At 44.2% G+C, this 19,848-nt stretch carries 17 protein-coding genes and 1 other annotated feature; of the genes, 14 read left to right on the top strand and 3 right to left on the bottom strand.

Annotation, left to right across the window (positions count from 1 at the left end):
- Positions 1 to 607, top strand: a 607-nt coding sequence (locus tag V7M78_RS10095) for an amino acid ABC transporter ATP-binding protein (RefSeq protein WP_333649042.1), incomplete at its 5' end; no start/stop codon positions are given.
- A gap of 44 nt (positions 608 to 651) precedes the next feature.
- Here the strand turns inward: V7M78_RS10095 and V7M78_RS10090 are convergent.
- The 3 genes from V7M78_RS10090 to V7M78_RS10080 all read right to left on the bottom strand — a co-directional run bounded on the left by V7M78_RS10090 (position 652) and on the right by V7M78_RS10080 (position 2,746).
- On the bottom strand, positions 652 to 963 hold the full coding sequence (locus V7M78_RS10090) for a hypothetical protein (protein ID WP_333649040.1): 312 nt from the start codon (positions 961 to 963) through the stop codon (positions 652 to 654).
- Positions 964 to 992: 29 nt separating this feature from the next.
- Positions 993 to 1,517 (bottom strand): DUF4364 family protein, encoded by a 525-nt coding sequence (locus V7M78_RS10085; RefSeq protein WP_333649038.1) that lies wholly within the window; start codon positions 1,515 to 1,517, stop codon positions 993 to 995.
- Between the two features lie 74 nt (positions 1,518 to 1,591).
- Positions 1,592 to 2,746: an NAD(P)-dependent malic enzyme gene (locus tag V7M78_RS10080; RefSeq protein ID WP_333649037.1), complete on the bottom strand. Its 1,155-nt coding sequence runs from the start codon at positions 2,744 to 2,746 to the stop codon at positions 1,592 to 1,594.
- 184 nt (positions 2,747 to 2,930) lie between these two features.
- Between V7M78_RS10080 and V7M78_RS10075 the strand changes: the two genes are divergently transcribed.
- From V7M78_RS10075 to V7M78_RS10015, 13 genes are all read left to right on the top strand, one after another.
- A complete protein-coding gene (locus tag V7M78_RS10075) occupies positions 2,931 to 6,503 on the top strand; it encodes a DUF5717 family protein (protein ID WP_333649035.1) in 3,573 nt (1,190 codons plus the stop codon).
- Between the two features lie 11 nt (positions 6,504 to 6,514).
- On the top strand, positions 6,515 to 7,732 hold the full coding sequence (locus tag V7M78_RS10070) for a DUF5716 family protein (protein ID WP_333649033.1): 1,218 nt from the start codon (positions 6,515 to 6,517) through the stop codon (positions 7,730 to 7,732).
- The gene (locus tag V7M78_RS10065; protein ID WP_333649031.1) at positions 7,729 to 8,544 is read left to right on the top strand and encodes a hypothetical protein; all 816 of its coding nucleotides are present in this window, start codon (positions 7,729 to 7,731) and stop codon (positions 8,542 to 8,544) included. Before V7M78_RS10070 ends, V7M78_RS10065 begins: the two co-directional genes overlap by 4 nt.
- Positions 8,545 to 8,723: 179 nt before the next feature.
- On the top strand, positions 8,724 to 9,059 hold the full coding sequence (locus V7M78_RS10060; protein ID WP_333649028.1) for a hypothetical protein: 336 nt from the start codon (positions 8,724 to 8,726) through the stop codon (positions 9,057 to 9,059).
- Positions 9,056 to 9,814, top strand: coding sequence for a hypothetical protein (locus tag V7M78_RS10055; protein ID WP_333649026.1), 759 nt, complete (start codon positions 9,056 to 9,058; stop codon positions 9,812 to 9,814). Before V7M78_RS10060 ends, V7M78_RS10055 begins: the two co-directional genes overlap by 4 nt.
- A gap of 87 nt (positions 9,815 to 9,901) precedes the next feature.
- Positions 9,902 to 10,123 (top strand) — a binding site (T-box leader).
- A 72-nt stretch (positions 10,124 to 10,195) separates the two neighbouring features.
- Complete coding sequence (locus V7M78_RS10050; protein WP_333649024.1) at positions 10,196 to 12,835, top strand: valine--tRNA ligase; 2,640 nt, start codon at positions 10,196 to 10,198, stop codon at positions 12,833 to 12,835.
- 253 nt (positions 12,836 to 13,088) lie between these two features.
- Positions 13,089 to 14,162 carry an ABC transporter permease gene (locus V7M78_RS10045; protein WP_333649022.1) on the top strand — a complete coding sequence of 358 codons (1,074 nt, stop codon included), beginning with the start codon at positions 13,089 to 13,091 and terminating at the stop codon, positions 14,160 to 14,162.
- Complete coding sequence (locus V7M78_RS10040; RefSeq protein WP_333649020.1) at positions 14,162 to 14,932, top strand: ABC transporter ATP-binding protein; 771 nt, start codon at positions 14,162 to 14,164, stop codon at positions 14,930 to 14,932. The genes V7M78_RS10045 and V7M78_RS10040 overlap by 1 nt, the downstream gene beginning before the upstream one ends.
- 94 nt (positions 14,933 to 15,026) lie before the next feature.
- On the top strand, positions 15,027 to 16,190 hold the full coding sequence (locus V7M78_RS10035; protein ID WP_333649018.1) for an ABC transporter substrate-binding protein: 1,164 nt from the start codon (positions 15,027 to 15,029) through the stop codon (positions 16,188 to 16,190).
- 275 nt (positions 16,191 to 16,465) lie between these two features.
- Positions 16,466 to 17,302: a sigma-E processing peptidase SpoIIGA gene (locus tag V7M78_RS10030; RefSeq protein WP_333649016.1), complete on the top strand. Its 837-nt coding sequence runs from the start codon at positions 16,466 to 16,468 to the stop codon at positions 17,300 to 17,302.
- A 29-nt stretch (positions 17,303 to 17,331) separates the two neighbouring features.
- Positions 17,332 to 18,072, top strand: a complete 741-nt coding sequence (gene sigE, locus V7M78_RS10025; protein WP_333649014.1) for an RNA polymerase sporulation sigma factor SigE — start codon at positions 17,332 to 17,334, stop codon at positions 18,070 to 18,072.
- A 115-nt stretch (positions 18,073 to 18,187) separates the two neighbouring features.
- Entirely contained in the window at positions 18,188 to 18,667 is a 480-nt protein-coding gene (locus V7M78_RS10020) for an RNA polymerase sigma factor (RefSeq protein WP_333649012.1), read from the top strand.
- Positions 18,668 to 18,687: 20 nt separating this feature from the next.
- Positions 18,688 to 19,557 (top strand): DUF3298 and DUF4163 domain-containing protein, encoded by an 870-nt coding sequence (locus V7M78_RS10015; RefSeq protein WP_333649010.1) that lies wholly within the window; start codon positions 18,688 to 18,690, stop codon positions 19,555 to 19,557.
- Positions 19,558 to 19,848 lie beyond the last annotated feature (291 nt).

Here is a 19,848-nt window from a genome sequence, read left to right as displayed (position 1 = left end):
AACACTTCTGCGCTGTTTAAATCTTTTGGAAACACCTACCAGCGGAGAGATCCTGTATCACGATGTGGATATTACGGACAGGAAGATGAACGCTCCTTCCTACCGGACCAAGGTGGGAATGGTATTTCAGAACTTCAATCTCTTTAACAACATGACTGTTCTGGAGAACTGCATGGCAGGCCAGGTAAAGGTTTTAAAAAAGGATAAGGAAGAAGCCAGAAAAAAGGCTATGATGTATTTGGAAAAGGTGGGCATGGCTCCCTATATCAATGCAAAGCCAAGGCAGCTTTCCGGCGGACAAAAGCAGAGGGTGGCCATAGCCAGAGCTTTGGCTATGGAACCTGAGATGCTGCTCTTTGACGAGCCAACTTCTGCTCTGGACCCTCAGATGGTGGGAGAGGTTCTGGCTGTTATGAGAACCCTGGCAAAAGAAGGCCTTACCATGATTATCGTTACTCATGAAATGGCCTTTGCAAGAGATGTGTCCAGCCATGTGGTTTATATGGCAGGGGGAGTCATCGAAGAAGAGGGGCCTCCGGCTGATATATTCGGAAATCCGAAAAAGACCACTACAAAAGAATTTTTAAGCAGATTTATGCAGGGATAAAGAAAAAGCTGATTCAGGAGAGATTCACTGGATCAGCTTTATTTTTACTTTTCTTTGGAAACCGGCTCAGGATGAAGGATTTCTGTTTCCACAGGCTCCTTAGGAACGGGAACCGGCTGGGATGGCTTGCCGGACACCTTTTCAGGAAGAGGTTTGGCAAAGAGCTCTCTCACTTTGATCCGGATAAAGGTCTGTGCCGCCTTGACAGAGATCAGGACCAGAAGGATAGGAAGAGCAATGGTCAGCATAAGCCTTGTCTTCAGACGGAATCTCTTCTTTTTCAGCTTTTTCTGTTCCTGAATGTATTTGTAGTTGATTTCCTGAAGCAATGTTCTTTTTTTCTGGATCTTATTCAAGATGAATCCCCTTTCTGTCTGATGAAGTTTTAAGAACCGCTCATCAGGGTTTTCATGGCAAATGCGTAGATTTCCTGACTTTTTGCTTTCCAGTGGTCGCACATGATCTCTGCCTGGGCCTTGTCAGGAACGGAAAGCTCCAGGTTGATCAGATTGCTTTTTCCTTCCCTTACCTGACAGCGGACGATGTAGTCCTGACTGGTGGATTTATAGAAATCAGCGGTGATTCCCACTTCATTGCGAAGGCGGAACTTGTTTTCCTTTAAGTATTCATCTATATCATTAATGATGGCAGGTGAAATTTTGTTACCGAAAAAAGAAAGGGTCTCTTCCCCCTCCCTGGTGATTTCATACCGGCTGCTGTTGTGATTGGTTTCCACATGGAGAAGCTTGGCTTCCAGCAGTTCATTAAGGGCCTGGTTTAAGGTGAAATAAGTGGTGTATTCATGTTCCAGAAAAAAGTTGGATAGTTGTGCGCTTGTCAGGGGAAAATTTACCTGCTTCAGCATATATAAAATCATCAGTTTGTACAGGGTCATAGGTTCTGACAGCATGGTTACCTCCAGTGGCACATGTTATGCGCCGTAATTTTTACCCGGTGATACGGGCGTTTAAGGCTGGGCGGCGTCTATGACCGGATATGATCCCTGACCGCACGGCTCACAACTTCTGCAACCCGGGGATCAAAGGCCTCCGGCAGAATGTTGTTTTCATCTCTCTTGGAAGGGTCCACAAGGCCGGCAATGGCAGCAGCGGCGGCAAGCTTCATCTCTTCTGTAATGGCAGATGATCTTCCTTCCAAAGCGCCTTTGAAAATGCCTGGGAATACAAGTACATTATTGACCTGATTTGGGAAATCAGACCTTCCGGTTCCTATAACTTTGGCACCGGCAGCCTTTGCCAGATCAGGCATGATCTCAGGAACCGGATTTGCCATGGCAAAGAGGATAGAGTCCTGGTTCATGGAAGCGACCATTTCCTGAGTGACAATTCCGGGGGCAGATACTCCGATAAAAATATCGGCTCCCTTCATGGCATCGGCCAGAGAACCCTGTTTTCCTTCTAAGTTGGTCACATCCATCATCTGTTCCTGCATCCAGTTTAAACCTTCCATGCCCTTAGCCAGGATTCCAACTCTGTCGCACATGGTAACATGGGAAAAACCGTAGGTGAGGAGAAGTTTTGTAATGGCGACCCCGGCGGAGCCTGCTCCGTTTACCACTACCCGGCATTCTTCTTTTTTCTTGCCTGTCACTTCCAGGGCATTGATAATACCTGCCAGAACAACGATGGCTGTTCCGTGCTGGTCATCGTGAAATACGGGGATGGGAAGGAGAGCCTTTAACCGTTCTTCGATCTCAAAGCAGCGGGGAGCTGAGATGTCTTCCAGATTGATGCCGCCAAAGGCAGGTGCAATATTTACCACAGTCTTGATAATTTCCTCGGTATCCTGGGTGTCCAGGCAGATGGGGATGGCATTCACCCCTCCGAATTCTTTGAAAAGCACAGCCTTTCCTTCCATAACCGGCATAGCTGCAAGGGGGCCGATGTTTCCCAGGCCCAGAACAGCACTTCCATCGGAGACAACTGCCACGGTATTGGATTTGATGGTATAGTCGTATGCTGCATCGGGATTTTCGGCAATAACCTTGCATGGTTCCGCTACTCCGGGAGTGTAGGCCAGGGCCAAATCCTCTCTGGAATTTACCTTTGCTTTTGCGGTTATTTCCAGCTTTCCTTTCCATTCCTTGTGGAGCAATAAAGCTTTCTCATTGGTCGTCATAATGGGTTCGTCCTTTTTTCAACAGTTTTTATTTATCATACCAATTTTAGGGTTTTAAATCAATAGAAAATATGGTAGAATGTAGTGTAATTGATAAGAAAATAAACCAACAAGAGAAGGAAGCCCCTTTAGGCCATACCATTTTGCCTGAGGGAGCGGACAAATTAAAGATACAGGTGGCACTATGAGAGAACGGATCAACAGGCTGTCAAAAGGCATTATTGATTCAGAAATTCCAAAGATTAAGGTAACCCCATCGGGAATTGATGATGTGGTCCGCTCAGGCGGGGCGGCAAGGCGTGAGGTTGTCGTTACCAGCGAGAACAATTTACATATAAAAGGACTTGCATATTCCTCAAATTACCGCGTCAGGCTTTTAAACGGAGCCTTTGGCGGTACATATAACCATCTGGTCTATGAGATAAACAGCAATTATCTGGAAGATGGTGATGTGATTAAGGGAGCTTTTTATCTGGTTACCAATGGCGGCGAGAGAGAAGTCCCTTATTCTTTTCGTGTGGAGCTGGGAACCTCAGGGAAGGCCCTGGGGGATTTAAAGACGGCAGAGGACTTTGCAGCCATTGCGAAAAAAGATATGGACACGGCCTTAAGGCTGTTTGAATATAGGGATTTTGATACAGCACCCTTTATGAAGGACCTGCGTGTAAAGGCAATCTATGACGGATTGCGGGGCAGGCCTGACAGGAGAAAGGAACTGGAAGAGTTTCTTACGGCCTTAAAGGTCAAAGAGCGGGTTTCCCTGACTGCAGAAACAGGCCCCAGAAGATTTGGAGAGCTGGAGGAGCCTGTAAAGGATCGGTTGATCTTAAAGCGAAGCGGCTGGGGCTATGTGAATCTGGAAGTGGCAACGGATTGTGATTTTATAGAACTGCCCAGAAAAACCATTGGGGAACAGGATTTTGAGGGCGATGAGTGCAGAGTGCCCTTTGTCATTCACCCGGAGCGGATGCACCAGGGGGAAAATCAGGGCAGGATTCTCATAAACGGGATGGAAGAACGCTTTGCCCTTCCGGTTACAGCGGTCAGAAATCCAGGCGGCGGGATATCGGCTGAGGACGCCTTTACAAAAGAGGCGTTCAGCCGTTTTTTACGGCTTCGTCTGGAAGAGGAAACAGGGCAGAGGGATTTGGCTGTTCTCTATGAAGGGATGAGAAAAGCTCTCAATGAGATAGAGGTGATGAAGGGAGATACCAGCCTTGTCAGGCTGTTCCGGGCAGAAATTTGTCTGGGAGAAGGGAATCCCTCCAAAGCTGTATTGTACCTGGATGAATGCAGGGATGAGATTCTCAGCCAGCGCCAGGAAAAAAGGGAGCTGTACTGCTATTACCAGTACCTGCGTTTAAAAGCGGAGCCGGACGAATACCAGAAAGAGTCCTTAATCCGTCTTATGAAAAAATATCTGGAGGAAGAACCGAAACAGTTCTGGCTCTTTTTGCTGATTTTAAAAATGGATTCCAGGCTCTTTGAGAACCTGCCCTCTTTATTTTCTATGTTAAAGCGGCAGTTTGATATGGGAGTAAGAAGCCCATTTTTCTATGTCTGGGGCTGCAGGATTTTAAACAGCGCACCGGATATGCTCAGGTCTTTGGGACCTATGGAAATACAGATTCTCTATCACTGCGCCGGAATGGGGCTGGTGGAGAAACAACTGGCTCTGACCGTATCCAGGCTGACTTTGAATGTAAAGCATTTTAACCGCCTTCATTACCGGATGCTGTTAAAGCTTTATGGGGAGTTTCCGGAAAAGGAAGTGCTGGAGGCTGTCTGCGGCCTGCTGATTAAGGGCGAGCAGCGGATAGGAGATGCCTTTTCCTGGTATGAAAAGGGGGTAAAGGCCGGAATCAGCCTGACCAGGCTGTATGAATATTATTTATACAGTCTGCCTAAGAATTACTGTTATCTCCTGCCCAAGGAGGTGCTCCTTTACTTCTCCTATGGAGGAAGTGAGCTGGACCTTTACAGCAGGATCACTCTTTATAAGAATGTTCTGGTGTATTTAGAGCCGACGGACTCTCTTTATCAGGCTTATGAGCGGACCATTGAAAAGTTTGCCACAGAACAGCTTTTTGAATCCCGGATCGATAACCGGCTGGCGGTTATTTATGAGCGGATGATTTTAAAGGATGTCATTGACCTTCCTATGGCGAAGGTGCTTCCTGCCATACTCCGGTCTTACCGGGTGGAATGCAGCAATAAAAAGATGAAATACGTCATTGTCTGCTATGAGGAAATGAAGGAAGAAGATGCTTTTCTTCTGGATGAAGGGGTGGCTTATGTGCCATTGTTTTCTGAACACAGTATTCTGCTGTTCCAGGATGCCTATGGAAACCGATATGCCAATGTTGCCTGTAAAAAAGATCCGGTCATGGACAAGCCGGAGCTGGAACAGCGCTGCTTTGAGCTCTATCCGGAACATCCCATGCTGAGGCTTCGGGCTTGCCAGAAGGTCTTGGAACAGGGAGAGGCTGACGGGGAAGAAATAAAGATATTGGAAAACACCCTGGAAGATCCCAAGCTGCGTCCTGCTTACAAACGGCTTCTGCTTTCTAAAATTATTGAATTTTATCAGAAGCAGGCTCTTCCGGGAGAAGAGGAAAACGAAGGGGCAGGGTATTTGCTGAATCTGGACAAGAAGGTTCTTTCCAAACCGGAGCGGATTGGGGTCTGCAATACTCTTATCCGCAGCGGACATGTGGAAGAGGCGTTTTCCATGCTTCGGGAATTTGGTACCGAAGAGATTGAAGCAGAGGATTTATACCAGCTTTGCAGCAAAATGATTTTAAAGAAGCTCTTTGATGAAGATTCCCTTCTCTTACACCTTTCCTATGAGGTTTTTAAAGAGGAAAAGGGCGACAGCGTTATTATGGATTATTTGTGTGAGCATTTTAACGGGCTTTCGGACCAGATGTATGCTGTTCTTGCAGAGGGCGTTTCCCAGCATGTGGAAACTTACGATCTGGAAGAGAGGCTGGCAGCCCAGATGATGTTTTCCGGCCGCTGCGGGAAGCTGGATAAGGTATTCCAGCTTTATAAAAGCCGCAAGGAGCCCAATGATACCATTCTTAAGGCGTATTTTACCATCAAATGCACAGAGTATTTTATGGAGGATAAAGAGCTGTGGGAGCAGGTGTTTGCTTACCTGGAAGGACTGGTACAGGCTTCTTCTTTAAAGGGAAGACTTCCGGTCATTTACCTTCTGGCTCTTACCAAGTATTACTCCCAGCTTCCGGAATTGGAGGAAGACCAGGCGGCCTTGTGCCGGGAGACAGTGGCTTTTCTGTTAGAGGAAGGCTTTGTGTTCCCTTATTTTAAGACCCTGGCAAAATATGCGCCCATTCCTGAGGATATTATGGATAAGGCCATGATCCAGTATTCCGGGGACAGGGATTCTAAAATAGATCTCCAGATCAGGATTCTTCCTGATGAGGAGGAGTTCCACAGCGAAGATATTTCCCGAATGTATCAGGGTGTTTTCGTGAAACAGAAGATATTGTTTGAAGGCGAAATCATGGAATACCGGATACGAGAACTGGTGGAAGAGGAATGGGTTCTCAAAAAGGAAGGCAGTGTGGAATGCTGCACCGGGCTTCCCATAAGGGATTCAGAAAGCAGATTTGCCTGTCTCAATGAGATGAGCCTTTCTTTAAGTATAAAAGATGAAGACGGACTCAAAAAGCGGATGCAGGAGTATTTGAAAAAGAATGCTGCTGCAGAAGAATTATTTTCACTGATGTAAGGGGGCTGTCAATGGACGGACTGATAATAGGGCTTGACCTATGTGATGCCTATACCCGCATATGCTGCTATGACAGGGAAAAGTCATGGTGCATTCCTACGGTCATCTGCCGGAAAAAGGATGAAGATGCCTGGTATATAGGAGAAGAGGCGTATGCCTATACCCTGGTAGGGGAAGGCATTATTGTGGACAAGCTGATAAAGATGGTCAGGAAGGATGGAACCGCCACCTTGAGCGGAACCAAATATGAGGGCCTGGACCTTTTAAAAATATTTTTAAAGAAAATACTGAAGCTCCCTATGGAGGAATTCTTCTGCGATGAAGTGAAGCAGCTTGTGATTACCTTGCAGAAGGTAGACGGGAAGCTGATGGATGGGATTATGTACTGTGCCGATGATCTGGGGATTCCCAGAGACAGGGTTCACATCATCAGCCATACGGAAAGCTTTGTATATTATGCTCTCAGCCAGAAAAAAGAGGTCTGGAGCAATCAGGTGGCTGTGTTTGATTTATCGGAGGACTCCTTCCATTACCATGAGCTCAAGATCCAGAGAGGTCTGCGCAAAATGGTGGTAATGGCAGAAGAGCAGGCTTTGGAAGAAAGCTTTAACCTGGATATTCTGGATACCCCCTCCGGCGGAAAGCTGGCGGATAAGATTTTAAGTTCCTGTGCGGAACGGCTTCTTCAGAAAAAGCTGTTTTCCTCTATATTTCTCACGGGAAAAGGCTTCAGCAGCCATGAGTGGGCCAGTGATTCCATGAAAGTACTTTGCTCCCGCCGCAAGGTCTACATGGAGCCGGAGCTGTTTGCCAGAGGCGCCGCATTTAAGGGCATGGATTATGTACAGGGAAAGACCTCCTTTATCTGCATCTGCCAGGGACGGCTTCATTCCACCGTATCCATGAGGGTGCTTCACAAGGAGCGGGAGAACCAGCTTGTGGTGGCTTCGGCAGGTGATAACTGGTATGAGTCCAGAAGCAGCGTGGATTTAATTGTTGACGGTCAGGATTATGTGGAATTTATGGTAACGCCCATGGACCCCAAGCAGGCGAGGCTGGTGAAGATTCCCTTAGAAGGGTTTCCCAAGCGGCCCGACAGAACCACCAGGGTTGGGATCAGCGTTGGGTTTTTGGATGAGAAAACCATGGCAGTGGTGTTAAAGGACAAGGGCTTTGGAGATTTGTTCCCGGCCACTTCTGCAGTGGTAAGACAAGAGGTCATGCTATGAGCCTGATTCTTTGCCGGCAGGAACCGGTAAAACAGCCGTTTTATTTTGAGGGCCTGGGAGTGCGCCTGTATTCTTCCCAGGAACTTTGTTATGTGATTTATAACAATGCCCTTCTGGTTATGGAGGGATTTGTGGATAAAAGCCTGATCGATTTCATCAGGGATGACCTGGATATGGCTTTTCTGGCTGCTAAGCTGGAGAAATGGCAGCAGAGCGGAGAAGACCGGGATGAACTGCTTGCTATTATTTTGCAGGAATGTGATTATTACGGTGCGGCTGAGGTGAGCCGCTTCAGGCAGAGTCTGGCCGCTTACAGAAGGATGCCGGAGAATGAGCTTTTAAAGGAAAAGGCAGATTATCTCTTTTCCAGGAAACAGTATGGAAAGGCAGTGGAGGAATATAGGAAAATTCTGGAGCTTCCAAAAAGCAGTGCCGGAAATGCCGTATTTCAGGCCAGGATTTACAACAACTTAGGTTCCGCTTACTCCAGATTATTTATGACGGATAAGGCTTATCAGGCTTACCAGAAGTCCTTTGATCTGGTGAAAAACGGGGAGGTCTTAAAACGAATCTGTTATTTATCCATGTGGAATGACCGCCTGGCAGTCAGCGAACGGTTTCAGTCCCTGATTACAGAGGAAGTGAAACTGGAGTGTGAGGAAGATAAGAAGAAGGCAGAGGAAGCGGCAAACGAGGCCCAAAGCCTTAAGGAGCTGGAGGACTTATTCCAGAAGGATCCCATTAAGCGTCTCCAGGGAGCCGGGGAGCTGGTTCAGAGGTGGAAGCAGGAATACCGGAATATTATGTCTTAGATGGGTGAAAAAGGGTGAATACTTTGAGGAGTATTTGTCCTTTTTCAAGTAGAGGGATTATGCTGTGAAAGTATTGTAAGGTGGCGGCCCGTCTGGTATAATGTCACTTAGGAAAGTGACATAAATAAAAATTTGTATCCCTTGTATTTGCTTCAAAAGTGTATATAGGAGGCGAGATCATGGTTTTTACGGTAATGCATATGGATGAACCTGTAGCCAATGTCACCATTTCAGAAGATAAAAAGAATGTGGAGATACAAAAGCTTGTCCCGGATTCGATAAAGCAGCCTTTTGGCGGAAATAAATTGAATCTGGAAAGAGTATACGATTTTTTGAAAGGAAGATGTTATGAAGATGGACGTGCAGATTTACAGGAGATTTTATTGCAGGCAGGTCTGGCTTCTAATAATCCATGGGAATGGGTAAAGATAACCCATGGTGTTACCTATGAAGACATGTTCTGGGTTCGGTTTCCTGATGAAGATTTGACGTGGGAGGATGTGAGGGTGAGATGAATGAATATCTGTTAAGTCCGCAGGCTATTGTGATGGTACAGGGCAGTTCAAAAGGGGCACAAAGAAAATATTATGAGGATGGATACTGGTATAAGGTGAATAATGCCGGATATGAAGGGCTGGCAGAATACCTTGTATCAAGAGTTTTGGAATGTTCCAACATAAAAGATTTTGTAAGATATGAGCAATGCAAAGTGAATGGAAGGGCGGGATGCCGCTCTGAGAGCTTTTTGGGAACCGGTGAAGCTTTTCTCAGTTTCCAAAGGCTTTATGAATTATATACAGGAGAGAATCTGCAGGAAAGGATTCGCCTTATATCTGATGTTTCAGGAAGAATCCGGTTTGTTGTTGATTTTGTAATTGATCACACAGGCTTAGATTGTACGGAGTATCTTTCTCAGATTCTGACGCTTGATATGCTTGTATTAAATACAGACCGGCATTTTCACAACCTTGGGATTGTTGTAAATTCCATAACAGGAGAATATAAGGCAGCTCCTGTTTTTGATAATGGTAATTCTTTACTCAGTGATTGGGAAATGTTTTCGGAAGAAACAATAGAGGAGAATATTGAACATGTATACGGTCAGCCGTTTTCGGCAAGTTTAGAAATCCAGGCTTATGAGGCGGGAATTGGTTTAAAGCTTGATTATAACAGACTGGATGAACTATTGTCACATGAGCCGGAATCGAGAGGGATGGCAGTATTGAGGTATCAATTGGAGCGATATCGGAAGATGATTTCCATTGCATAAAGCATTACTTTATAAACACAGAGAGTTGGTCTTTTGCAAAACCCTTGACAAATCTGCAAAAAAACACTATCATTACAAAGTATATATGAAAAGGTAGAGAAGAAGAGGAGTACGTCCATAACCCTGAAAGAGAAAATCATCCACCGGCTGAAAGATGATTAAGGCAGTATGTACGGAAGGTAGCTTCGGAACCGGAAGGCTGAAAAATCAATGGAATTAGGCTTTCACGCATGGCTGCGTTAAAGGCTTTGAGATATATGGCAGTATGCCATATGAAAAAAGGTGGTACCGCGTTGATTCGCCCTTTGCATCCCAGGATGCAGAGGGCTTTTTTATCGTATAGGAAAGTACCAATACGACAGTCAGAAAAAGGAGAAGTTTATGAAAGAGTTAGAAAAGACTTATGATCCGGCAGGGATTGAGAGCAAGCTTTATGAAAAATGGCTGGAAAAAAAGTATTTCCATGCAAAACCAAATAAGGATAAAAAGCCTTTCACCATTGTGATGCCCCCTCCTAATATCACAGGCCAGCTTCACATGGGCCATGCTCTGGACAATGCCATGCAGGATATTTTAATCCGTTACAAGAGAATGCAGGGCTATGAGGCTCTTTGGCAGCCGGGTACAGATCATGCGGCCATTGCCACGGAAGTAAAGGTAATTGAAAGCTTAAAAGAACAGGGAATCGACAAGGCTGATTTAGGCAGGGAAGGTTTCCTGGAGAAGTGCTGGGACTGGAGAAAGGATTACGGCGGACGGATTATCAACCAGCTTCACAAGCTGGGCTCTTCTGCTGACTGGGACAGAGAACGGTTCACCATGGATGAGGGCTGTTCCCAGGCTGTTCAGGAAGTCTTTATCCGGCTTCATGAAAAGGGATACATTTACAAAGGTTCCCGTATTGTAAACTGGTGTCCCGTATGCCAGACTACCATTTCCGATGCAGAGGTTGAGCATGAGGATCAGAACGGCTTTTTCTGGCATATCAATTATCCTATTGCTGGAGAGGAAAACCGGTTTGTGGAAATCGCTACCACCAGACCGGAAACTCTTCTGGGAGATACTGCTGTGGCAGTCAATCCGGAGGATGAGAGATACCAGGATCTGTTGGGAAAAATGTTAAAACTTCCCCTGACAGACCGGGAGATCCCCGTTGTTGCAGATTCTTATGTAGACAAAGAGTTCGGAACCGGATGTGTGAAGATCACTCCTGCCCACGACCCCAATGACTTTGAGGTTGGAAAGAGACATAATCTGCCGGAACTGTGTATTATGAACGACGATGCCACCATCAACCTTCCGGGCAGCAGGTATCACGGAATGGAGCGTTACCAGGCCAGAAAAGCCATTGTAAAGGACTTGGAAGACCAGGGACTTTTAGTAAAGGTAGAACCTCACACCCATGCGGTAGGAACTCATGACCGGTGCAAGACCACAGTAGAGCCTATGGTAAAACAGCAGTGGTTCGTGAAGATGGAAGAGATGGCAAAGCCGGCCATTGAAGCCTTAAAGACAGGAGCACTTAAGTTTGTTCCGGAACGGTTTGACAAAATTTATCTTCACTGGCTTGAAAATATCCGGGACTGGTGCGTTTCCAGACAGCTTTGGTGGGGACACCGGATTCCTGCTTACTATTGCGATCAGTGCGGAGAAATCATTGTATCAGCTCAGGTTCCTGAAGTCTGCCCCAAATGCGGAGGAACTCATCTCACTCAGGATGAGGATACTCTTGATACCTGGTTTTCTTCTGCTCTCTGGCCCTTCTCCACTTTGGGCTGGCCTGAGGAAACAGAGGATCTCAAGTACTTTTACCCCACAGATGTGCTGGTAACAGGCTATGACATCATTTTCTTCTGGGTTATCCGCATGGTATTTTCCGGTATTGAGCAGACAGGAAAGCTTCCTTTCCATACAGTTCTGATCCATGGACTGATCAGGGATTCCGAAGGACGGAAGATGAGCAAGTCCTTAGGAAACGGAATCGATCCTCTGGAGGTCATTGAGAAATACGGCGCCGATGCCCTGCGTATGACCCTGATTACGGGAAATGCTCCGGGAAATGATATGCGTTTTTATTGGGAGAGAGTGGAAGCCAGCCGCAACTTTGCCAACAAGGTATGGAATGCTTCCCGCTTCATTATGATGAATATTGAAAAAGCCCAGGGAGCACAGGCAGACCTTTCCCAGCTTACCATGGCGGATAAATGGATTCTTTCCAAGGTCAACACCCTTGCAAAGGATGTGACGGAGAATCTGGATAAATATGAACTGGGAATTGCCCTTCAAAAGGTTTATGACTTTATCTGGGAGGAATTCTGCGACTGGTATATTGAAATGGTGAAGCCAAGGCTGTGGGATGACCAGGATGAGACAAAGGCCGCTGCTATCTGGACTTTAAAAACCGTTCTCATTAATTCCTTAAAGCTTCTGCATCCTTATATGCCTTTCCTGACCGAGGAAATCTTCTGTAATCTTCAGGAGGAAGAGGAATCCATTATGATTTCAAACTGGCCGGAGTATCAGGGGAAATGGAATTTTAAAAACGAAGAACATGCTGTGGAAACCATTAAGGAAGCTGTAAGGGCAATCCGGAATGTACGTACCTCTATGAATGTTCCGCCCAGCAAAAAGGCTAAAGTTTACGTTGTTTCTGAAAATCAGGAGATTCTTGATATATTTGAGCGCAGCAAAATATTCTTTGCTTCCTTGGGCTATGCAGGAGAAGTGTATTTGCAGAAGGATAAGAACGGAATTGCAGAAGATGCTGTATCTGCTGTTATCCCACAGGCAGTCATCTATATGCCTTTTGCAGAGCTGGTTGATATTGAAAAGGAGATTGAGCGTCTCAAAAAAGAAGAGGAACGGCTGGGCAAGGAGCTTGCCAGGGTAGAGGGCATGCTGAATAATGAAAAGTTTGTCAGCAAGGCTCCGGAAGCCAAGATCCAGGAGGAAAAGGCCAAGCTTGAAAAATATGCCCAAATGATGGAGCAGGTAAAAGAAAGACTTTCCCAGCTATCCTAAGATATGTCATAAAATAATAGCAATAAAAATGAAATGTGAAAAACAGCCGGACACGGTTTTATCCCGTGTCCGGCTGTTTTTTTCTGTTCCGAAAGAGTGATATCGGGCTTCGTATCATGATATGGATATTTTTTATGCAATATACTTATAGAAAACATCTATAAGAGGAATTATTTTTGAATTTTACTTAAAATATGATTTGGTGTATCATTTATATATTATTTATTATATTTAACGTCAAAGGAAAACAATTATGGTAAATGTTGATGAAAGATGCATTGTAAAGAATGAAAAGACAGGCAGGCTTGGACAGTTGACCAGGCAGCAACTGAAGGAATTAGAAGAGAAAGAAAAAACCCGTGGACAGAAGATCATGAATGGGATTATTATGGTTCTTCCTGTTGTTTGCGGCTTCATTGCAATTATGGAATACTGGGAAATACCCAATGGAAGTCCGAACAGTAAGCCATATACATATGCGGGGACAGTGGTTGCTTTTATGCTTGCATATGCGGTATATGCTTTGGCTGCAACTGTGAAAAAATGGAGAGGGGATAAAACTGCTGCAGATAAAGTCAGGCATAAGGCCCCTTTATTTTCGGCATTGTTTTTGCTGCTTACAGCGTATGATTATTTAACATTAAAAACAGGAATACTTACGCAGCCATTCGTTCCGTGTATGAATAGTATATTGAACATTGCCTGGGAAGACCGTTCTTATTTGATTACATCCACTCTTCACACACTCCGTCTGTTATTTTTAGGATATTTTATAGGAGTTGTATTAGGGCTTATAACAGGTATTGCCTCAGGATATTTTGAAAAAGTCCGGTACTGGCTTAATCCGGTTATTAAGTTTCTGGGACCAATTCCCACATCTACATGGATTCCGATTATTATGGTTGTGGCATCTTCGTTATTCAAAGGTGCGGTATTTATTATTGCACTTGGTTCCTGGTTCGCAGTGACGGTAGCTGCCATGACAGGAATTCAGAATGTAGACAAAGACTTTTTTGAAGCAGCGAAAACTTTAGGAGCCAGTGAAAGGCAATTGGTATTTAAGGTTGCAATTCCCCATGCAATGCCATCTATTTTGCAGGGGTGTACACAGGCAATGAGTTCTTCCTGTGTTGCAATTATGATTGCAGAGATGATGGGGGTAAAGGCTGGTCTTGGATGGTACATGACCTGGGCAAAATCCTGGGCATCATACGATAAGATGTTTGCAGCGTTATTTGTAATTTGTCTCATATTTACCATTGTAACAAAAGTGCTGGATCATATTAAGCATCGTGTACTGAGGTGGCAGAACGGAGTAATAAACTAATGGCGGAGAAGGATATTATATTACGATTAAATAAGGTATCAAAAAGTTTTGCTAAAATTGAAAATGACGAAGTGACTCATGCATTGAATGAGATTGATTTATCTATGAAAAATGGGGAGTTCATCAGCCTGGTTGGCCCGTCAGGCTGCGGCAAGTCAACAATTCTGCGGCTTGTTGCGGGACTGGCTCAGCCGACTACAGGGAGTTTAACTGTAAATGATCAGGAGATCAAAGAGCCATCTCCGGAAAGGGGAATGGTATTCCAGAAAGCCACGTTATTTCCCTGGCTTACGGTAGAAAACAACATTGCCTTTAGTTTGAGGGTACAGGGGAAATTAAAAGGAAATGAAGAAAAAGTGGAGCGTATGCTGAAGATAATTGGACTGGAAGCATTTAAAGATGATTATCCCGGGCAGTTGTCAGGCGGAATGGCACAGAGAGTTGCATTAGTCCGTTCATTAATTAATGAACCGGATATTTTGCTGTTGGATGAACCGCTTGGAGCATTAGATGCGTTTACACGTATGAATATGCAGGATGAAATCCTGAAAATATGGCAGGAAAGAAAACAATTAGCTATTATGGTAACCCATGATATAGACGAAGCTATTTACATGGGAACCAGGGTTATTGTTATGGATGCAACCCCTGGACGTGTCGTTGCAGATATAAAAATAGATGAAAACTATCCGAGAGACCGTTCGTCAGCAGCTTTTGTTGCATACAGAAATGAAATTCTTAACAGGCTGCATTTTGGAGGAAGAGAATAACATCCATTTAATGATTGTTCTGACCAAGTTGTAGAAAAGCGGTAGTTCTATGATTTGTGTGGATAAAGATACTATAAGAAGGAGAAGAGAGTTTATGAAAACAAGGAAGTTAAGAGGTTTGCTGGCAGGGATGCTTATGGGAGTAACGGCATTGTCATTGGCAGCCTGCGGCGAGCAGGGGGCAGGTTCTTCCTCGGTAAAGGAAACATCAAAAGAAGTTAATGTTTCTGCTGAGCGTCCGAATGCTGTTTCAGAGGAAGACTGGGCTGCTATGCAAAAGGAGCCTGTATTTGGCACAGAATTGAACTATATGTTTAATGGAGGGGCCTGTGTATCTGCAAAATATCTTGCTGAACAGCTTGGGTATTATGAGGAATACGGCATTAATGCAACATATATGGCAGGCGAATCGGTAGTTAATGCCGTTGGTACAGGTAAGTGCCTATGGGGATCAGAGCACATTGCCTCCATGCTTGTTCCGGTAACAAATGGTGTAGATATGACTTTTGTGGCTGGTTCTCATGTAGGCTGTAAGTCTATTTATGTATTTAATGACAGTGAGATTAAATCGCCGGAAGACTTGAAAGGAAAAAAAATCGCAATTCATGATGGAATTGGAAGGTCTGATCAAAACATTACCTACCGTCTGCTTGACAAAGAAGGCATTGACCCGACGACTGAAGTTGAGTATCTCGATATTGCTGACAATGCCGCATCTGTAGCAGCAATGGAGAGCGGTGAAGTTGACGCTGTAATTTTTTCGGATTATTTTGTAATTGCTAATTACAGTGATAAAATGCGTAAGGTTTGTTCAATCACAGCAAGTGATGAATTTGAAGGTGAGGTTTGCTGTGCAACTGCAATGAACAATAAATTCATCGAAGAAAACCCTGTTCATGCAAAATATGTTGTTATGGCTATTAAACGTGCAGGTCAGTATGCACGTCTCCATTCAGAAGATGCTGTTCAATTGATGTTTGATACAGATATGCTGACAGGAGAATTTGAGAATCAGCTTAAGTTCTGGGATTCATTAAACTTTGGTTTGTCAGATGCAATCACAATAGATGGTCTTAAAAACATCACAGAAGACTATCTGCGTCTTGGCATTATCACAAAAGGAGATCTCACAGTAGATGATATTATGGATCTGGCATGGACAAATGTTTGCCCGGATGAAGAGGTGGAAGGTTTGACGGTTGGCGATCATAAAGATATTGAAGGACGTACTGTGGATATTCAGAAAAAAGGAGAATAGTAGTTTCAGTATTACATAAGACAAATAAATTGAAATCTGTCATGAAAAATCGACAATAAAAAATGAAATGTGAAAAACGGTCGAACACGGCTTTATCCCCGTGTCCGGCTGTTTTTTTGTTGTGCCAGAAGAGTGATAGGGAACGTGTGGTCTGATGATTCTGTCACTATATGCCGGGAAAGAGAGTAAAAAGACGATGAAAAACTGGAATCTTCCCCAAGGTTTTGACAAATTCTGAAAGGCATGGCAGATATAATGTTCCTACAGGGCAGGAGGTGAATGCAGCAACGGAAATTAACCTGTACATAGATGTGTTGTTCTTAATTAATTTTACCATGAATTTTATGATCTTATCCATTGTAAGGAGGGGATTGAGGTTCCGCCTCATGAGATGGAGAATGATTCTGGGGGCTGGTCTGGGATCAGCGTGGGCCGTGTTTGCTGCCGCATTCCCATATCTGCCCTTATGGCTTGAGATGGCCATTACCTACGGGTGTGTAAGCGCCCTGATGGTAATGACGGCCTTCTGTTTAAAAAGACCAAGGGATATAGGGAGAGCAGTGGGAGCGCTATATGTGGCTGCTGTAGTAATGTCAGGAGTCATAAATGCCCTTTACCAGCATACGAAGGCCGGTTATTATATAGAACAGATTCTTAGGGGAAACAGCAGGGGAGCGATTCCTCTTTACCGGTTGATTTTTCTTGCAGCAGCCACTTATTTCGGAATCCGTTATCTTTTATGGCGGATTCCCGGCATGTTAAAGGGAAAGAGCAATTTTTATGAGGTCACTATGCACTACAGGGGAAAGGAAAAAAAGGTGACAGCTCTCCTTGATACAGGAAACAGGCTGTATGAACCAGTGAGCCGCCGTCCTGTTCATGTTGTGACTTATGAGGCTGTCCGGGAGCTGTGTGAGATCGTGACAGAGGTCGTTTATATCCCCTATGAAAGCGTTGGGAAAAGCGGCGGAATGATGCCCGGAATTTTTTTGGATCAAATGGAGGTACGCCAAGGCGACGAAAGCAAGGTGATTGAGAGGCCTCTGATAGCTGTCTGTAAAACGCCGCTGTCGGAAAACGGAGGTTATCAAATGCTTCTGCATGAAGAGTGAATGAAAGATGTAAAGGAGAAAATATAGACATGATTATAAAAGTTTCAGTACCAAACCGTTTCCAGTTTAAAGCCATTCCAACATTTAAAACCCTGATGATGCCTTCTAAGGGAGAGGTGCATTACATTGGAGGGGCGGATATTCTGCCTGCGCCCTTAGACAATGAGAAGGAGGCGCAGATCATTGCTCTTCTCGGGGGAGAAGAGGATCAAAAGGCCAAGTCAGAGCTGATTGAACACAATCTGCGGCTTGTGGTTTATATTGCAAAGAAGTTTGATAACACCAGCGTTGGGGTGGAGGATTTGATTTCCATAGGGACTATTGGTTTGATTAAGGCCATCAATACCTTTAATCCTACAAAAAATATAAAACTGGCTACTTATGCTTCCCGTTGTATTGAAAATGAAATACTCATGTATTTGCGCCGGAACAACAAGACCAAGATGGAGGTTTCCATTGATGAGCCTTTGAATGTGGACTGGGATGGCAATGAGCTCCTTTTATCCGATATTTTAGGAACAGAGGAAGATGTGATTTATAAGGATTTGGAAACCGAGGTGGAGCGGAACCTGCTTAACACCGCCATCAGCCGGTTGAGTCCAAGAGAGAGAAAGATCGTGGAGCTGCGGTTCGGACTTACGGATGAGGAAGGGGAAGAGATGACTCAGAAAGAGGTTGCCGATTTACTGGGGATTTCCCAGTCCTACATATCCAGGCTGGAAAAGAAGATTATGAAGAGATTGAAAAAAGAAATTGTTCGGTTCGAGTGACAGATTTTAACTGAAAAAGGAAAGGTTCCCGGGAGCCTTTCCTTTTTTTGTGACCATGCAACTTTTATTGGGTTATAATACGTCTAATAGATAGAACGCCAGAGAGGAGGAGAACATGAAACAAAAGATTGAAGAAGAGGCAGAACGGATTCTCTTGAAAAATTATGAGTCGTATTACAGGCTTGCGTACAGTTATGTAAGAAATGAACAGGATGCTCTGGATATTGTTCAGGAGAGCGCATACAGGATTATAAAGGAATGCAGAAAGCTGAGAGAAGAGACTTATCTGTCCACCTGGATATACCGGATTGTCATAAATGCATCCATTGATTTTTTAAGGAAGCAGAAAGGGGAGCGGGTGAGCCTTGACCAGGTGGAGATCCCCCATGAGGACCGCTATGAAGAGGAGGATTACTTAGAACTTTTGAGTTCCCTGGAGGAAAAGGACCGTGCCATCGTGATTTTAAAATATGTAGAGGAATGGAAACTGGACGAAATCGCTGAAATTATGGAAATGAACGTGAACACCGTGAAGGCCAGGCTTTACCGGGCTCTTAGGAAACTGAAGATTGAACTGGAACCGGAGGCTACTTAAGAAGGAAAGGAGCAGTTGATATGGAACATAGTGACAAGGAAAAACTGTTGAGAATGAAAAACGAATACCAGCATATTCCAGTGCCCAAGACTGCCTTGGCAGGCGTAATAGCAGGAATTGAAAAAGCAAAAAAGGAAAAGAGGAAGATACAGATGATGAAGATAACAAAACGAACAGCAATGACAGGAGCTGCGGCAATGGCGGCCATTATAATTATGGCAAATGCCAGCCCGGTTACCGCAAACGCCATGGAGGATATCCCGGTCCTTGGCGCAATTGCAAAGGTTGTCACATTTCGTACCTTTGAGGATGCAAAAGATAATTATGAAGCAAAAATAGATATTCCCAAGGTTTCCATCAATGAAAAAGACAATGACAAGGTAAATCGTTCCATTGAAGAATATGCCGATCAGCTGATTTCAGAATATGAGAAACAGGTGGCGGAAGATATGGCAGGAGACGGCCATTATTCTGTAACCTCCGGCTATGATGTTGTGACAAACAACGATAAGTACCTTTCCCTGCGGATCAACACAACTGTTATTATGGCCAGCGGAGCTGAATCAGTGAAGATTTTCACGATTAATAAAGAAACAGGAAATGTAGTATCCTTAAAGGATTTAATGAAGGATAAGTCTGATTATATTACTGAAATCAGTGACAACATCAAAAAGCAGATGGCGGAACAAATGGCTGCCGATGATTCCAAGATGTATTTTTATAATACAGGAGAGGATTCCATGGATGAATTCAAGCAGATCACCGGAGATGAAAGCTTTTATTTTAATGAAAACGGAGAAATCGTGATCGTGTTTGATGAATATGAAGTGGCACCTGGATACATGGGTGTTGTGGAATTTACCATACCAAAGGATGTGACCGGATTTTAATACCATAAGAAATAAGCCCGCCTTTTTCAGCAGAAAGGCGGGCTTATTCCTTTTTGTAGAAAGGACAAGACGGATGACAAGCGGATTCTAACAATGCGCCGCATGTGATTTCGATAATATAATAATGGAGCCGAAAAATAATTTGATGTGAATTTGACTATATATGGATAATAAAATAAATGATAATGTAAAAAATGTATTTTATATTATGGTAAAAATAATTGTAATATAAAATATGCACAAATAATTAGACTTAAAATATATAGATTACACAAAAATATTAAAACAAAC

The organism is Lacrimispora sp., from assembly GCF_036758025.1.
GTDB lineage: Bacteria > Bacillota > Clostridia > Lachnospirales > Lachnospiraceae > Lacrimispora.
This window is presented reverse-complemented; position numbering and strand designations above follow the sequence as displayed.

Bases quoted from the DNA above. Each gene is read 5' to 3' on its own strand.
- V7M78_RS10085 (WP_333649038.1), bottom strand. From the start codon at position 1,517: ATGCTGTCAGAACCTATGACCCTGTACAAACTGATGATTTTATATATG.
- V7M78_RS10080 (WP_333649037.1), bottom strand. From the start codon at position 2,746: ATGACGACCAATGAGAAAGCTTTATTGCTCCACAAGGAATGGAAAGGA.
- V7M78_RS10075 (WP_333649035.1), top strand. From the start codon at position 2,931: ATGAGAGAACGGATCAACAGGCTGTCAAAAGGCATTATTGATTCAGAA.
- V7M78_RS10070 (WP_333649033.1), top strand. From the start codon at position 6,515: ATGGACGGACTGATAATAGGGCTTGACCTATGTGATGCCTATACCCGC.
- V7M78_RS10065 (WP_333649031.1), top strand. From the start codon at position 7,729: ATGAGCCTGATTCTTTGCCGGCAGGAACCGGTAAAACAGCCGTTTTAT.
- V7M78_RS10060 (WP_333649028.1), top strand. From the start codon at position 8,724: ATGGTTTTTACGGTAATGCATATGGATGAACCTGTAGCCAATGTCACC.
- V7M78_RS10055 (WP_333649026.1), top strand. From the start codon at position 9,056: ATGAATGAATATCTGTTAAGTCCGCAGGCTATTGTGATGGTACAGGGC.
- V7M78_RS10050 (WP_333649024.1), top strand. From the start codon at position 10,196: ATGAAAGAGTTAGAAAAGACTTATGATCCGGCAGGGATTGAGAGCAAG.
- V7M78_RS10045 (WP_333649022.1), top strand. From the start codon at position 13,089: ATGGTAAATGTTGATGAAAGATGCATTGTAAAGAATGAAAAGACAGGC.
- V7M78_RS10040 (WP_333649020.1), top strand. From the start codon at position 14,162: ATGGCGGAGAAGGATATTATATTACGATTAAATAAGGTATCAAAAAGT.
- V7M78_RS10035 (WP_333649018.1), top strand. From the start codon at position 15,027: ATGAAAACAAGGAAGTTAAGAGGTTTGCTGGCAGGGATGCTTATGGGA.
- sigE (WP_333649014.1), top strand. From the start codon at position 17,332: ATGATTATAAAAGTTTCAGTACCAAACCGTTTCCAGTTTAAAGCCATT.
- V7M78_RS10020 (WP_333649012.1), top strand. From the start codon at position 18,188: ATGAAACAAAAGATTGAAGAAGAGGCAGAACGGATTCTCTTGAAAAAT.
- V7M78_RS10015 (WP_333649010.1), top strand. From the start codon at position 18,688: ATGGAACATAGTGACAAGGAAAAACTGTTGAGAATGAAAAACGAATAC.